This window comes from Deltaproteobacteria bacterium, assembly GCA_020848905.1.
In the GTDB taxonomy this organism is placed as follows: domain Bacteria; phylum Myxococcota_A; class Polyangia.
Map to the genome: position 1 here is coordinate 370,549 of JADLHG010000045.1, position 15,498 is coordinate 386,046.

Annotated in this window: 9 protein-coding genes and 2 pseudogenes; 8 read left to right on the forward strand and 3 right to left on the reverse strand. The window is 70.6% G+C overall.

Annotated elements, in window-relative coordinates:
• Positions 1-27 precede the first annotated feature (27 nt).
• Positions 28-2,640, forward strand: a complete 2,613-nt coding sequence (locus IT371_21395) for a hypothetical protein (GenBank protein MCC6750236.1) — start codon at positions 28-30, stop codon at positions 2,638-2,640.
• A 53-nt stretch (positions 2,641-2,693) separates the two neighbouring features.
• Complete coding sequence (locus IT371_21400) at positions 2,694-3,977, forward strand: polysaccharide deacetylase family protein (protein MCC6750237.1); 1,284 nt, start codon at positions 2,694-2,696, stop codon at positions 3,975-3,977.
• On the opposite strand, the gene IT371_21405 is transcribed toward IT371_21400, so the two are convergent.
• On the reverse strand, positions 3,974-5,758 hold the full coding sequence (locus IT371_21405; GenBank protein ID MCC6750238.1) for a right-handed parallel beta-helix repeat-containing protein: 1,785 nt from the start codon (positions 5,756-5,758) through the stop codon (positions 3,974-3,976). The two genes, IT371_21400 and IT371_21405, sit on opposite strands and share 4 nt — an antisense overlap.
• A 162-nt stretch (positions 5,759-5,920) precedes the next feature.
• Between IT371_21405 and IT371_21410 the strand changes: the two genes are divergently transcribed.
• Entirely contained in the window at positions 5,921-7,495 is a 1,575-nt protein-coding gene (locus IT371_21410; GenBank protein ID MCC6750239.1) for a 1-acyl-sn-glycerol-3-phosphate acyltransferase, read from the forward strand.
• Between the two features lie 44 nt (positions 7,496-7,539).
• Here IT371_21410 and IT371_21415 read toward each other — a convergent pair whose 3' ends face one another.
• A complete protein-coding gene (locus IT371_21415; protein MCC6750240.1) occupies positions 7,540-8,568 on the reverse strand; it encodes a hypothetical protein in 1,029 nt (342 codons plus the stop codon).
• Positions 8,569-8,800: 232 nt separating this feature from the next.
• On the opposite strand from IT371_21415, the pseudogene IT371_21420 reads away from it, so the two are divergent.
• From IT371_21420 to IT371_21440, 5 genes and pseudogenes are all read left to right on the forward strand, one after another.
• Positions 8,801-9,529 (forward strand): annotated as a pseudogene (locus tag IT371_21420) (class I tRNA ligase family protein).
• 639 nt (positions 9,530-10,168) lie between these two features.
• A pseudogene (locus IT371_21425) lies at positions 10,169-10,882 on the forward strand (class I tRNA ligase family protein).
• A 729-nt stretch (positions 10,883-11,611) separates the two neighbouring features.
• Positions 11,612-12,076, forward strand: a complete 465-nt coding sequence (locus IT371_21430; GenBank protein ID MCC6750241.1) for a hypothetical protein — start codon at positions 11,612-11,614, stop codon at positions 12,074-12,076.
• A 103-nt stretch (positions 12,077-12,179) separates the two neighbouring features.
• Positions 12,180-13,505, forward strand: a complete 1,326-nt coding sequence (locus tag IT371_21435; protein ID MCC6750242.1) for a hypothetical protein — start codon at positions 12,180-12,182, stop codon at positions 13,503-13,505.
• Positions 13,506-13,541: 36 nt separating this feature from the next.
• Positions 13,542-14,108 (forward strand): hypothetical protein, encoded by a 567-nt coding sequence (locus IT371_21440; GenBank protein ID MCC6750243.1) that lies wholly within the window; start codon positions 13,542-13,544, stop codon positions 14,106-14,108.
• Positions 14,109-14,139: 31 nt separating this feature from the next.
• On the opposite strand, the gene mgtE is transcribed toward IT371_21440, so the two are convergent.
• A complete protein-coding gene (gene mgtE / locus IT371_21445) occupies positions 14,140-15,483 on the reverse strand; it encodes a magnesium transporter (protein MCC6750244.1) in 1,344 nt (447 codons plus the stop codon).
• Positions 15,484-15,498: the final 15 nt, after the last annotated feature.

Genomic DNA, 15,498 nt, shown 5'->3' on the forward strand with positions numbered 1-15,498 from the left:
TTTTCACCCGGGGCGAAGGCAGAGGACGTGGCCCCTGACGGCTTTGTCCACACGCGTCTCGCCGCGATGCTCTTGCCGGGCACCCTCGTCGGCCCGCTGAACGGCGCGCTCGAGACCCACAAGGTCCGCGTGGCGGCCTGCGCGCCGGGCTTGCTCACCCTTACGCTGGCCATGCCGCGCGTGGCGGACCGCGCCGCGGCCGAGGAGCTCGCCGGACGCCTGAGAGGCACGGGGCTCTTCGCCGACGTGGCCCCGACCTACGTCGTGAGCGACCCCGACTTTGAGCCGCGTCCGGTCCCGAAGGCCGACGCGTCGGCGACGCCCGTGACGGGGCTCGGGCAGAAGAAGGCCGCGCTGAGGCCACCCTCCTCTCCGAGCGGCGAGGACCTCGCGCACCACGAGGCGATGCGGTTGCCGGCGGCGTGGAACCTGAAAGCGCTCGTGATCGCGCGTCCGGTCGGCACGCTGAACCTGCTCATCCCGGGGCAGTTCGCGACCGCGAATGCCCATCCGGACATCTCCTCTCAGCGCTTCGTGGACACGGGAGGTTTCGTGCTCTCCGGGACCTTCGACGGCTCCGGCGTCTACCTGAGCAGCGTCGCGGCCGCCGACTTCAACGGGAGCGGCCTGACGGGGATGAACGCCAAGGCCGGCGAGTCGATGATCACCTGGGGAGTGCCGCTCGGGACGCGCTGGGACTACTCCCAGATCCATACCGCGACGCTCGATGCCGCCGCCCGGATGGAGCCTACGGGGCGGACCGTGCTCCTCTGGCGCCATACCTGGAACAATCTGAGCTTCGCCCAGCTCTCGAAGCTCCAGCGGGTGGGCTATGCGCTCACCGCCCGGCTTCAAGCGAAGCTCCTCGAGCGCAGGCTGCTCGTCGTTTCGTCGGCGGGCAAGCGCCGGGCCCAGGGGACGGCGCCGCCGCCCGAGGAGACGGCGGTCTGGAACTCGGCCTTCAACCTGGATGCGAACGGGGGCGACTTCACCCAGCTCTTCACCGAGGCCGAGCGGCAGCAGGCCGACGTGCAGCGCATCCTGGGTCTCTCGCCCGAGCAGAACCGCCAGCGCAGCCTGAACCTCCTCGTGGCAGGAGCCACCGTGGCCGGGGGATGGGACGAGGCCTCCTTCTCCGCGCAGCCCTCCGAGGTGCGCGCGGTGGGCGAGGCGATCCCCGGCTACTGCGAGCCGAGCGCGAGCCTCTGCGCCTCGGGCCGCTTGCTCGTGAGCTCGACGGTCGCCGCCGCGGCGCAGCTCGCGGGGCTCGCGGCGTGGCTCTGGAATCTCAACTGGAACCTGGAGGGCAGAACGATCGCCGCGCTGCCTCTGCTCTCCTTCGAGCCCGCGCGGCTCGGGACGGTCAACGCGTACTGGGCCTCGCTGACGGGGGTCGGCAGCCTCAACGAGTCACGGCGCGCGACCCTCATGGACCTCGTCGGAGGTGGGGCGAGCGGCAACGACCCCGACGGGCGCTTCGACGAGAAGGACCTCGCGATCTGGGAGCAGAAGATGACGAGCTGGTCGAGCGGGCGCGTCTTCGACCGCTACGACCTGAACGGAGACGGCTATACCGTGCCCGACGAGCACCCCGAGGCCTTCGATCTCGACGGCTCGGGGCCGCCGTTCCCCGCGGTGGGGGAGGTGGCCTATATCGCCGAGGGGGCGCGTGTCACGCTGGACGAGGGGCAGGTCGAGGACCTCGAGGTGCTCTGCTACTACGCCTACTCGTCGATCTATCAGGGCGACGCCGACCGTCGCAAGGCGCTCCTCGGCACGCGCTGCAAGCTGCCCACGGTGCGTATCGCGCCGAGGCAGACCACCGTCCGGGCCAAGCTGGACGTGCTGCTCGAGGCGATCGTCGAGAACGGCAATGCGGCCGATCTGCGCTGGTCGGCTGATGGCGGAACGTTGCGGGCGCAGGACGGCTCGACCACCGCGACGTGGACGGCGCCCGACGTAGACGACAAGGTGTTCTCGGTGAAGGTCTGGCTCACCTCGCGGCCGCGCCGGCCGGCGGTGGCCTCGATCCGCGTGACCCGCTGTCCGCCGCCACCCACGTGCGCGCCTCCCGACGACCCGATCGTGAGCTGCAAGCTCCGAGACGAGTGCAACAAGAAGGATATCGTCTGCGACTGCAAGCCGGAACGAGGCAAGACCGAGCCCCGCTCGTGCAACCCGGTGACCTTTCGCTGCGAGCCCAAGCCGCCCTGCAACCACGCCTGTCCGACGGTGAACGCGACGGGCTGCGACGGCACGTACCTCAGCCTCTGCGAGGCGGACGAGAACGGCTGCCGGCGCTGGAAGCACCTCGAGAGCTGCGCACGCCCCTATTATCCTCCACAGGGGGGAGCTGGACTGACGAACAACCGCTTCTGCTACCCGGGCCACGGGCCGGTGAACGGCTATCCCGCCGACTACCTCGTCAGCGCGCCCCGGTGCGCCTGCAGGGCGGAGTACCACCTTCAGGATCCCTGCTTCTCGAACAAGACGGGCTGGGTCTGCTGGAGGGACATCCACTCGACGTCCCCCAATCCCTATGCCTGGAAGCTCTGCGCGATGGACCCCGTCGGAGCCTGCGCCATCGTCACCCACGACGGTCCGGGCGGCCTTGCGAGCTGCACGCCGCCGTATCCGTAGGAAGGTGTCCGACGTTCGCGCGCGCTTGAGCGCAGCTACCCTGGAGGCTACCGATGCGTTGGCGCTGGTTCACTGTGTTTGGCTCCGCGATGCTGGCCGGCTTCGCCGCTCCTGCGAGCGCCGAGCCCGGCGACACGCAGGTCCTCACCTGGCCCGACGGCGCACGCGCGGCGGTGAGCGTCACCATGGACGACGGCTACGCGAACCAGTGGCGCTATATGGCGCCGCTCCTGGCCTCGCGCGGCTACCGCGGGACCTTCTTTCTCATTACGAGCTGGATGGACGCGGAGAACCTCTGGCCCGCCTGGCAGGCCGTTGCCGCGGCGGGGCACGAGATCGGCTCGCACACCGTGAATCACGTGGGCCTGACCGAGCTCGACGCGGCGAAGGTGAAGGAGGAGCTCGAGACCTCCCGCGCGCGCATCCAGAAGGTGATCGGGCCTGAGCACGGGAGGACCTTCGGCTTTCCCTTCTCGAAGTCCTCGGCCGCGACGGCCTTGGCCGTGGAGCAGGCGGGCTACGAGGCCGCGCGGACCGGCGGGGAGAAGACGAATCCCGATACACCTCAAACCATGTTTCTCGTGCAGTCCAGGCATCCGCTGGCGGCCACGCCGCTCGCCGAGATGAACGGCTGGGTGGACGAGGTGAAGAAGTCCGGCGGCTGGCTGGTCGTCGGCGTCCACGGGGTCGTCGACGCGGTCCAGCGCTATCCCGCGAGCCACGAGGGCTGGGAGCCGGTTCCCCTCGAGCGGTACGTGGCCTTCGTGGATCACCTGGCGGCGGCGGGGAGCGCGCTCTGGGTCGCGCCCTTCGGGGAGGCGGCGCGGTACGTGCGGGCCCGCACCGGGGCCGGCGTGAAGGTCCTCGAGCGCGGGCCCCGGCAGTTCGTGCTGGAGTTCGTGGCTCCGGCCGCGAGTCCTCCGCTGTCCCTGCGCACCGAGTTGCCCGAGACCTGGGCCGAGGTGAACGTCACGGGGCTCGGACCCGCTCTCGTCGTGCTGTCCGCGCCCGCGAACGCCGAGGGGAAGCGTTTCGTGACCTACCGCGCCCGGCCTCCGGCGACAGTCACGATCTGGGCCGCGGCCGTGCCGGTAGCGTCGCAGGCCGATGCAGGGCCCGACGCGCGTCCCACGGATCGGCCGATGACCGTACGCCGCGACGCCGGGCCGGATGGTGGCGAGGCGGTGGCCCCGAGGTCGGGATGCGAGGTGGGCGGGCGAGGAACGAGCTTCGGCTCGTCGGGCTGGAACCCGTGGCTTGCGGTTTTGCTGGGCTGGGGGAGCTGGAGGAGAAGGGCCCGCCGCGCCGGGCGGGCCGCCAGGAACGCGGAGAGCTAGCGCCCGTTCCGGCGCCGGCCGCGCAGCAGTAGCGCCAGCGCGAGCAGGCCGAGCATAGAGCCGATCGAGGCCGAGTCCTCGCCCACGCGGCAGCTGCAGCCGCCGCTCGAGGTGGTGCCCTTGTCGCCGCCGATGCTGCCGTCGCCCGCGGGCGCCGCGCTGTCCTTCGCCGCCGCGCCGTCGGCCGTGGGCGCCGCACCGTCGGTCTTGACGCCGCCGTCGGTCTTGGCCGCGCCGTCGGTCTTGGCCGCACCGTCGGTCTTGGCCGCGCCGTCGGTCTTCACCGCACCGTCGGTCTTGGCCGCGCCGTCGGTCTTGATGCCGCCGTCGGTCTTGACCGCGCCGTCGGTCTTGACTGCTCCGTCGGTCTTCACCGCGCCATCCACCTTCACGCCCGCGTCGGCCGTCGCGGCGCCGGAGGCCTCGTGCGCGCCGATGTCGTAGGCCGCGCCCTGCGGCCGCGCCGTGCCGAAGTAGTCGGTGGTGACCTGCGTGACGGCCGTGCCCTTGTCGCGGCAGGGCGAGCCTGCGGCGATCTGGAAGCTCGTCGCCGCGGCGGCTGCGTCGCCGGAGTTCACGAGGAGGCAATCCGTCGTCACGTCCGAGCTCTGCGCGATCGGTGCCACGGGGGCGGTGGCGCCGCCGTACCAGGCGTTGTGGGAGAAGGCGATGCCGGTGCTCGGCGTGCCGACGTCGATCATGTCGCCGGCCGACTGCATGACGAGGTTATTGCGGAAGAACGCCCCCGCATGGGCGCCGCCGTCCAGGATGACGCCGTGCTGCTGTCCGAGCACGAAGGTGTTGTTGGCGATCACGGTGTTCTTCATGCCCGCGCCCGTGCCCCCGGCGAGCCACGTGAAGGAGAGCCCGCAGTTGCGCACCAGGTTGTTGGTCACCTGATGACCGGTGGAGGTGGCGCTGTCCTCGAAGGCGATGCCGTTCGGCCGGAACCCGGCCGAGTCGAAACCGGCGCCGGTGGTGCAGTAGACCCGGTTCCGGGCCACGTTAGCCGTCGAGGACTCCATGATGTAGACGTTGTCCACGAAGTTGTCGCGGATGGTGTTGTTCTGCACCAGCGCGCCGCTGCTCTCGGCCACGAAGACGCCCGTGTGGTGGTTCGTATAGATCGTGTTGCCGGTGACCTGGACGTTGTTGGCCAGGTAGACCACGACCGCGTGGCTGGGCGTGGAGGTGGAGGTGTGGCCGCTGTTCACCAGCACGTTGGAGTAGATCTGCGAGTCCTGCAGCCAGCCGCTCGTGATCGACGTACCCGAGCCATCGAACTCCACGCCGCTCCGGTCGTTGTCGTGAACCTTGCAGTTGACGATCTTCACGTTGCTCGCGTCGGAGATCCGCAGCCCCGTGCCGTTGGAGTGCCGGATCTCGATCCCCTGGAGCGTGACGTGATCGGTCGTGATGGCGACCAGCGCCTCGCCCGAGGTGGCCGGCCGCGGCGAGCCTCCCCCCCGTGAGCCCTGGATGATCACCGTGGCCCCGCTGGCCGCGCGGATGATGGCCGGCTGGGACGGGTTTCCGCCGTGGTCGACGTTCAGCTGCTCGTCGTAGACGCCGGCTCCGATCTCCAGGATCTCGCCCGGGGCGAGCTCCCCTTCGCCGCGTGAGATGGTCGCGAAGGGGGCCGCGGCCGTGCCGTCGCCGGTCGTGTCGTTGCCGCTCTTGGAAACGTAGATGGTTGCCGTCTGGGCCTGGGCCAGCCCGGGCGCGAGCGCCGCGAGAGCCAGGGCCAACGTCAGGGGCACGTTGCGCGCAATTCGTCTCATGGTTTCTCCCCTTGCTCCGTAGTGGGTTAAGGGCGGGATGATAGCTCAGTCGGCCGCGCGCGAAAGGGCAAAAGTGGGAGGGCGCAAGGGAGCCGCGTGCGCCCCTCTCGCTCCGCGCAAAGCTCGCTACCCGAATGGCATAGGGGTTAGGGTAGAGGCATCGTGGGGCCGCAAGAGAACGACCGCATTCGAGAGCTCGTCGTGAGCCGGCTTCGGGCCCGGTATCGCGAGCGTGGGGAGCAGGGGGAGGACCTCCGGCCGCCCCTCGAGGACGCGCTTTATCACGAGCGACGACGGCTTCGGCAGTTCCGGCGCAAGGGACGCAGCATACGTGCCGAGCAGGCGTTTCTCGGCGACCTGGGTCACCGACTGAAGGACGTCGCGCCGCAGGAGCGCGTCGGCCTCGTCGGCGAGCTCGTCCAGCACTACGCGAATCAGGTGACGGGCCATTTCAGCGAGCCCGTCTACCGGGTGGCGACCGGCTTCGTCCCGCGCGCGGTGGCCGTGCTGGCGCATGCGACCCACCCCGCGGCCTTGCTCGAGGGGAACGCCCTTCGCGAGGGTCTCGCAGGGCAGCTCCGCGTGCAGGGCCAGCTCGAGCACTTTCACGCGCTGCGGGAGCGCGGCACGCTGGTCGTGGTGCCGACGCACCTCTCGAACCTGGACCCGCTCCTCATGGGGTATCTCTTCTCGCAGATGGGTCTGCCGCCGCTGCTCTACGGCGCGAGCGCGCACCTCTTCTCGAACCCGCTCATCTCCCTCTTCATGCACAACCTGGGGGCCTACAAGGTGGACCGCCTGCGGCAGGCGGCGCTCTATAAAGAGGTGCTCAAGGAGTTCGCCACCTGCTCGCTCGAGCTCGGGTGCCACAACATCTTCTTCCCCGGCGGCACGCGAAGCCGGAGCGGCGTGGTCGAACAGCACCTCAAAAAGGGGCTGCTCGGAACGGCCGTGAGGGCCTACGTCGGGAACCTGCAGGCGGGGCGACCGCAGCCCAACCTCTACGTCGTGCCCTGCACGCTCTCCTATCGCCTGGTTCTCGAGGCGGAGACGCTGATCGAGGATCACCTGAAGGAGGTCGGCCAGTCGCGCTACATCATCGACGACGACGAGTTCACGAAGCCCTCACGGTTGCTGGCGTACCTCTCGCACCTCGTGGCGCTCGGAGACCGCGCCATCATCCACTTCTGCCCGCCGCTCGACGTCTTCGGGAATCCGGTGGATCGCGAGGGGCGCAGCCTGGACGCGCACGGTCGCGTGATCGACCCGCGCCGCTTCGTCCTGCGCGACGGCCACCCCGTCTACGACGAGCAGCGCGATCGCGAGTACACGAACGAACTCGGGGACGCCGTGGCGCGCGCGTATCGGCGCTACACGGTGGTCACCGCCACGCAGGTCGTGGCCCACGCGATCTTCGCGCTCCTCGAGGAGCGCAACCCGGGGCTGGACCTCTACCGGCTGCTCCACACGGGGGGGGAAGCGCCGTCCTTCGAGCTCGCCGACGTGCTGGCGCGGCTGGAGCGGGCGCTCGCGGCGCTACGCGCCCGGACCGACGGGCCGCTGCTCGACGAGGACGTCGGCTCCCTGGGCGCGGAGGCCCTGCTCGAGGAGGCGCTGAAGCGCTACGGCGTCTACCACAGCCACCCCGCGGCGGAGCGGCGCGGGGACCGCGTGTTCCACACGGACCGCAAGCTCCTCCTTTATTACCGGAACCGGCTTCAGGGGTACGGGGCGTAGGGGGCTTGGGTGAAGGAGGCGGGGAGGGTGAGGGGGGCCGTGATCTAGCCGCCGCACTCCGCCGGGAAGGTCAGCGAGTTGGTGCCGCCCGGGGCGGGGCAGAGGTCCGCGAAGTGGTTCGGGAAGCTGCCGTTGTGGGCCACGGCGTAGAGGATGTTGACCCCTGGGCCCGCCGTGACGTAGCGGCCGTTCACATTGAAGAGGGCCGAGCAGGGGACCGACCCGCCGAAGGGGACCAGGTCCGTCCCGTTGCGGCTCATGATGTAGTCGGGCGCGTTGGTGTAGGTCGCGCCGTTGCACGAGTAGTTGAAGGTCGCGTCGCTGCTGGTCTTGTTCGTGATGGTGCAGGTCGTGGCGCCCTGCGGCACCTTCACCACCCAGGTCTGGCCGCCCCAGGTGAAGACGATCATGCCGTAGGAGCAGAGGAAGGCCTTGCTCGTCGGGGTGGTCGAGCTGCCGGTGCCGGTGCCGGTGCCGGTGCCGGTCCCGGAGCCGGTCCCGGAGCCGTTCTTGCCGTTGCCCGTTCCGGAGCCGTTGCTCCCGGTGCCGCTCCCGCTCCCCGAGGTACCCGTCCCGCCCGTGCCGGTCCCAGTGCCGCCCGTGCCCGTGCTCCCGCCTGCCGCACCCGGGGCGCCAGCGAGCGGGCCGCTGCCTTCGCACGTGATCTTCATTTCCTGCACGTTGCAGGTCCAGCTGCCGCCGCCCGGAGGCACGTCGCCGCCGTTGGTCGTGCAGGTGGTCTTCGCCCCGTCGGTCGTGCAGGTCCAGCCGGCGCCGCCCGTGGCCACGCCCTGCTTCACGCAGGACACGTCGCTTCCGGAATGCGTGCAGGTCCAGCCCTCCTGGCCGTCCGGTGTCCCGCCGATCTGGCTCACGCACTTGCGTGCGGCATTCGGCATCACCTCGCAGGTCCAGAGCTCGTCGTTCGAGGTGCAGGTGATGCCGCCCGCCCGGTCGGGGCTCCCCGTGCAGTGATAGCTCGCGCCCTGGGCGTCCGTGCCGTCCTCCGAGATGGCGCCCGCGGGGGCGCACGCGGCGAGAGCGAGAACGGTGAGCAGGCTGCTACGTTTCATCACGGTCGAGGCCTCCAGGCGGTTCATGCGGAGGTCAACTGCACCTTTCGCGCCAGCCCCGGCGGCGCATTCCGCTGCGCAACACGCTGTAATAGCTTCGCATTAATAGCTGTCAGAAACTGCGCGGGCAGGTCTTGCCGACGGTCTGCGCCACGAATGGCGTGACCGCGCCACGCCACGCCGCGAGCGGGCAGCCTTGCCTTCGCGCGGCTTTTTGTAGACGCTCCCGGCCATGAACGACGATCAGATCCTCTCCAAGACCTATGAGGCCGCTCCGATCGAGCGGGCCACCTACGAGCTCTGGCTGAAGGCGGGCGCGTTTCACGCCGTGCCCGACGGCCGACCGGCCGACCGCCGCTACGTGATCATGATGCCGCTGCCCAACGTGACGGGGGCGCTGCACATGGGGCACGCGATGGACAACGTGATGCAGGATCTGCTCATCCGCTGGCACCGGATGCGTGGGGACAACGCGCTCTGGATGCCGGGGACCGACCACGCGGGCATCGCGACCCAGGCCGTCGTCGAGAAGCGGCTCAAGGAGCTCGAGGGACTGACGCGCCACGACCTCGGGCGCGAGAAGCTCGTGGAGCGCATCTGGCAGTGGAAGGACCAGTACCAGGCGCGCATCATCGCGCAGCAGCAGCGCATGGGGTGCAGCTGCGATTGGCAGCGCCAGCGCTTCACCATGGATGCGGTCTGCGCCCGCGCCGTGCGCCACGCCTTCCTGCGCATGTTCGAGGACGGACTCATCTTTCGCGGCAAGCGGCTGGTCAACTGGGACATCTTCCTGCAGACCAGCATCTCCGACGACGAGGTCTATCACGAGAAGGTGGCGGGGCACTTCTGGCACCTACGCTACCCGATCCTCGACGCGCGCCCCGGTGAGCCCACACACGTCGTGGTGGCGACCACGCGCCCCGAGACGATGCTCGGCGACACGGCGGTGGCGGTGCATCCGGACCCGCGGGCGGCGCTGGCTGAGCAGCGGCGCGCGCTGCAGGCCGAGCTGGAGCGCGCGACCGAGCGGGACCGCGGCGCTCTCCACGCCGAGCTGGCGGAGCTCATCGAGCGCGAGCGCCTGCTCCTGCCGCACCTCGAGCAGCTTCGCGACCTCGCCCTCGCCGGCCGCAAGGTGCTCCTGCCGCTGCTCGATCGGCCGATTCCGCTCATCTGCGACGCGTGGGCCAAGCCGGAGCTCGGCTCGGGCTGCGTGAAGATCACCCCCGCCCACGACCCGAACGACTACCAGGTCTGGACGCGCCACCGCGAGCGCGTGGAGATCCTGAACGTCTTGAACCCGGACGGCACGCTGAACGCGGCGGCGGGGCCGTACGCGGGGCTCGACCGCTACGCAGCGCGCCAGAAGGTCGTCTCGGACCTGGACGCGCTCGGTCTCCTCGAGAAGGTCGAGGAGCGCGAGCTGGAGGTCGGGCACAGCGACCGGAGCAAGACGCCCATCGAGCCGTACCTCTCGGACCAGTGGTTCATCCACATGGCCGACGTGGAGGGCGGGGTGGTGATGGGACGCGGCACGCCCAAGGAGCACCGCGCGGCGGGCCTCGTGCAGGCGGCGATGGACGCCGTCAGCGACGGTCGGGTGAAGGTTCACCCCGAGCGCTACACGAAGACCTACCTCGACTGGCTCGCGGAGAAGCGCGACTGGCCCATCAGTCGGCAGCTCTGGTGGGGGCACCGCATCCCCGTCTGGTCGCGAAGCGGCGCCTACGCGACGCTCGAGCTGGACGCGCTCGCCCCCCTGTTCGGCGCGGCCGCGGCGGTGCGGCTCGACCGGCTCGAGCGCGGCACGAGCGCGCTCCTGTCGGGGGCGAAGCCGCCCGAGACCCCGGGGCCGGAGGAGCTCTGCCGCGTGGACGTGTGCCTGCTCACCGACGACCCGGCGCAGGTGGCGCTCCTCGCGCGGCTCGGCTACGAACAGGACCCGGACGTGCTGGACACCTGGTTCTCGTCGGCGCTCTGGCCCTTCTCGACGCTCGGCTGGCCCGACCCGGCCACGGCGCAGGTGGAGCCGGGGCAGGGGAGTCTCGGCGCGGCCGAGGGGCGGGACGACTGCTTGACCTACTTCTACCCCGGGTCCTGCCTCGTCACCGGGCGCGACATCATCACGCTCTGGGTGGCGCGCATGGTGGTAGCGGGCTTCTACACCCTCGGCGACGTGCCGTTCCGCGACGTGTTCATCCACGCCAACATCCTCGACGGGAAGGGCGAGCGGATGAGCAAGTCCAAGGGGAACGGCATCGACCCCGTGGACATCATCGAGCGCTATGGCACGGACGCGATGCGCTACGTGCTCTGCGACATGCAGACGGGGACCCAGGACATCCGGCTGCCGGTGATGGCCCTCTGCCCGCGCTGCGGACACGCGAACGACCTTGGCGCGACTGCGCACGGACGCAGTATCTTCACCTATCTGTGCGGAAAGCCGCCCGGGGGAAAGCCCCGCGCCGGGGCCTGCGGCGAGGAGTTCGACGTCCTCGGCAGCATGCCCGACGTGCCCTCGGCCACCCTGATCTCCGAGCGCTTCGAGATCGGGCGCGCCTTCTGCACCAAGCTCTGGAACTCGGCGCGCTTCGCCCTGATGAACCTCGCCGACGTTCCGCGCGGCGAGCTCGGCGCGCTGCCCCTCGAGCTCGAGGATCGCTGGATCCTCGACGGTCTGAACCAAGCGATCCGCGCGGTGCACCTGGCGCTCGAGGAGTACAACCCGAGCGCGGCCCTGAACGCCGCGCGCGACTTCTTCTGGTCGTCGCTCTGCGACTGGTACCTGGAGCTCGTCAAGCCGCGCCTGGCCGAGGGGAGCGGGGAGACCGGCGTCGTGGCGCGTCAGGTGCTCGCGTTCTGTCTCGACCGCGTGCTGCGGCTCCTCCATCCCTTCATTCCGTTCATCACCGAGCACCTCTGGCAGCGCTTGCTCGAGCGCGCCCCCTGGCTCGCCGACGGAGCGCCGCGGCCGGAAGGCGCGGGACCGCAGCTCATCCTGGCTCCCTGGCCCGAGCCGGTGCCGGCCTTCGACGACGCGTCGCTGCGCGCCACCTTCGCCGACCTGCAGGAGATCACGCGGTCGATTCGCGAGGTGCGAGCTGCGGCGGGAGTGACGCCGCGCCAGCCTCTGCGCGTCACCTTCGTGGCCCCGCCGGCTCGCCTCGAGGCGGTCCTCTCGCAGCGCCACGTGGTGCAGCGCCTGGCCGGGGTGGAGAGCCTCGAGCCGAGCGCCACGGGGCGTCGCGAGCCCGGCTGCGCGGGGAAGGTGCTCGGCGAGATCCAGCTCTTCGTGCACGGAGTGATCGACGACGCGGCGGAGCAGGCGCGGCTCCAGAAGGAGCTCGTGCGCCTGGAGAAGGAGATCGGCGCGTGCGAGAAGAAGCTCGGCAGCGCCGGCTTCGTGGACCGCGCGCCGCCGGAGGTGGTGCAGGAGCAGCGCGAGCGCCTCGCCGGCTACCTGGCCCAGAAAGACGCGATCGCGGAGAGTCTCGGCGAGCTCGGCTGAGGGCGCCCCAGCCCTCCGGCGCAGGGCGCGCCCCCGCCTCGGTTGTCAGCCTCGGAACCGTCTTGTATCGTGCTCGCCGAACGTTCCCGGTGGAGGTAGGACCATGAAGCGTTGCGCCGGTCGGCTCTCGCTACCCGCTCTGCTGCTCGCGTGTCTCCCGGGCTGCGAGCAGCTCCAGCAGGCCTGCGATTTCACGTGCGGCAAGGTTGCCGAGGGGGACGTGACCATCGCGGGGAACGCCCAGGTGGATGGCTTCTTCAAGGCCCTCTACAACCTGCAGCTCGCCGCGCATACGGTCCAGGCGCAGTTCGCCGCCGACGCGCTGGCGATCGGTGGGGCGTATGCCGTCAAGCCCGAGGCGGTGACGCCGGCCTTCGTCGCCAAGGTCAAGGCCGCGATCGACGCCGATTTCCAGGCGCACCTCGTCGGGGGGGCGCCGCAGACGATCTTCGACCCGCCGAGGTGCCACGCCAACGTGGAGGTCGCGGTGCGCGCCTCCGCGGAGTGCAAGGTGCAGGGCGGCTGCCAGGCGAGCGTGGAGTGCAAGGGCGGCGAGCTGCGCTTCCAGTGCGAAGGGCGCTGCGACGGGAGCTGCAGCGGAGAGTGCTCGGTCCCCGTCTGCGAGCTCCAGGTGACGAAGCCGCAGTTCGAATGCACGGGCGAGTGCGTGGGGCAGTGCGAGACGCAGGTCAGCGCGACCTGCACCGGCACCTGCTACGGCAAGTGCGCGGGCGAGTGCAGCGCCTACGACGCGACCGGCAACTGCCAGGGGCTGTGCGCAGGCAGCTGCCAGGGCACCTGCGTCGCGAGCGTCTCCGGAAGCTGCGGCGGGTACTGCCGCGGCCGCTGCCGGGTCTCGGGACCGCAGGCCAAGGTCGGCTGCCAGGGAGAGCTCCGCTGCGAGGGGAGCTGCCAGGGCCAGTGTTCCGGCAGCTGTCAGGGCAAGATCACCGCCCCGCGCTGCTCGCTCGACGCGCAGTGCGACGCCGAGGCGCGGTGCGAGGCCCAGGCCTCCGCGCAGGCCTCGGCGGAGCTGCAGTGCCGTCCCGGCCGCGTGGAGCTCCGCTATGTCTTCAAGCCGGGGGTGAGCGTGCAGGCCAAGGCGGAGTTCTTCGCGCGGCTCGCCCTCCTCGAGGCGCGACTGGCCTCCATCAGCGAGGGCTTCGCGCGCTTCGACGTCTTTCTGAAAGGAGACGCCGTGGCGGGGGTCAAGCCCGTCTTCCCCGAGCTGGCCGCCGAGGTGGGCAAGATCCTGGCGACGGTGGTGAGCGGGAAGGTGAAGCTCGCCCCCATCCGGCTCACCTGCGTGGAGCCGGCGCTGCGCGAGGCGGCCTCGATCCTGGGGGCCGTGCCGGCGCAGCTCGAGACGACCTATACTATGCAGCTGAGCATGCTCGGGATCGCAGGCTACAAGAAGACCGGGTCGTAGGCGGCGAAACGACCCGCAAGGGAGGAGTCAGTTCAAATGAGCGCGGCAACGACCGATAGCGGTCATCACGCGGGGCAGTCGCATCCGGCGAGCGGGCACGGGCACGGGTCCGCAGGGCACGGGCACGGGTCCGCAGGGCACGGGGGGGGCGAAGCGCACGGGGCGCACGAGAGCAGCGATCGCGCCTCGGTCGTCCTCGCGGTGCTCCTCGCGGGGGCCTTCCTGTTCGGCGCCTGGTACCTCAGCAACTGGGGCGTGGCGCGCCGTAACGACCGGCCCGAGCCGGCGCCGGGCCAGCCCGCGGCGACGGCGCCGGCGGAGACCAAGGTCGTCGGCCCGGCGGCGAGCGGCGACGTAGGGCGCCGGACCGAGTTCGCTGCGACCTTCGAGCAACGCCAGCGGGCGCGGGGGCACGGGCTCGAGGTGCGCGCGGCGGGGCCTGCGCACGACGCGCTCGAGATCAACTGGACGACGGAGCGCGAGCCCGAGCACGTCGAGCAGATCAAGAAGGCCAAGCCGTTCCTCAGGGAGGCGCGCGCGGTCGGCTTCACGCGCCTCGTGCTGAAGGTGGTGGGCCGCGAGGTCTTCTCCCGCCTCCTGTAGCGAGCGCCCCCTTGCGGCGGTCGCCGCGTCTTCAGACCAGGTAGCGCAAAAAGAGGGTGGCGAGGCCCAGGAAGGCCAAGAACCCGAACATGTCGGTGCACATGGTGAGCAGGATGCTGCCCCCGAGGGCGGGGTCCATGCCGAGGCGCCGCAGCGTGAGCGGGATGGCCGTGCCCACGAGGGCGGCCACGAAGAGGTTCGCCACCATGGCGAGCAGGATCACCACCCCGAGCATCAGGCTCCCCTTCCAGACGAAGGCGATGAGTCCGACGGCGGTGCCGACGATGACGCCGATCGAGAGCCCCACGATCATCTCCTTGACGATCGCCCGGAAGGCCGAAGCGAACTCGAGCTCGCCGAGCACGATGCCCCGGATGATCACCGTCAGGGTCTGATTGCCCGTGTTGCCGCCGATGCCGGCGACGACCGGCATGAAGGTGGCGAGCGCCACCAGCTTGCCGATCGTCCCCTCGAAGAGGCCGACGACCATCGCCGCCCCGAGGGCCGTGAGCAGGTTCAACGCGTTCCAGGGCAGGCGCTTGAAGAGCGAGCGGTGGGGTGGCGAGAAGACGCGGTCCCCCTCGCTCAGGCCGGCCATGTTGTACATGTCCTCGGTCGCCTCCTGCTCGAGGACGTCGATCACGTCGTCGATGGTGACGAGCCCGATGAGCTTCTCGTCCTCGACGACGGGGAGGGCGAGCAGGTTGCGCCGCGAGACGATGCGCGCCACCTCCTCCTGGTCGGCGCCGGGGCCGACAGCGACCACGTCGGTGGTCATGAGCGTCTGGAGCGGCGTGTCGTCGGCGTGCTTGACGAGCTGGCTCAGCGAGGTGACGCCCACGAGGCGCCCGTTCTCTTCCACCACGTAGAGGTAGAAGAGCGGGACGTCCTCCCCCGCCTCCCGGATGCGGCGGATAGCCTCGCCCACCGTCGCGGCCGGGGCCACCGCCACGAAGCGGGGGATCATGCGACCGCCGGCGCTCTCGGGGGAAAAGCGCAGGAGCCGCGTGATCGTCTCCCGCCTCTCGGCCCCGAGCTGGGCCAGGGCGCGATACCTGAGGTCCTCTCCGAGACGGTGGGCCAGGCGCGTCGCGTCGTCCGCCTTGAGGCGGTCGAGGACGTGGGCCACGAGCTTGACGTCGAAGTTCTGGATCACCTCGGGGAGGAGTTCGTCGGGGATAGCGAACAGGGTGGGGGCGAGGCGCCCGACGGCGAGCAGGTGGTCGACGACGACCCTTAGCTCCGCGGGGGGGAGCTCGGCAAGCGCCTGCGCGAGCTCCGCGGGCCCGAGCTTGTCGAGCAGCCGATGCGCCACCTTGGGCGAGCCGGCCCGGACCGCCTTGCGCAGGAGGGTCGCGTCCACTCGGCGGGCCATGAGGTGTCGTCCGTC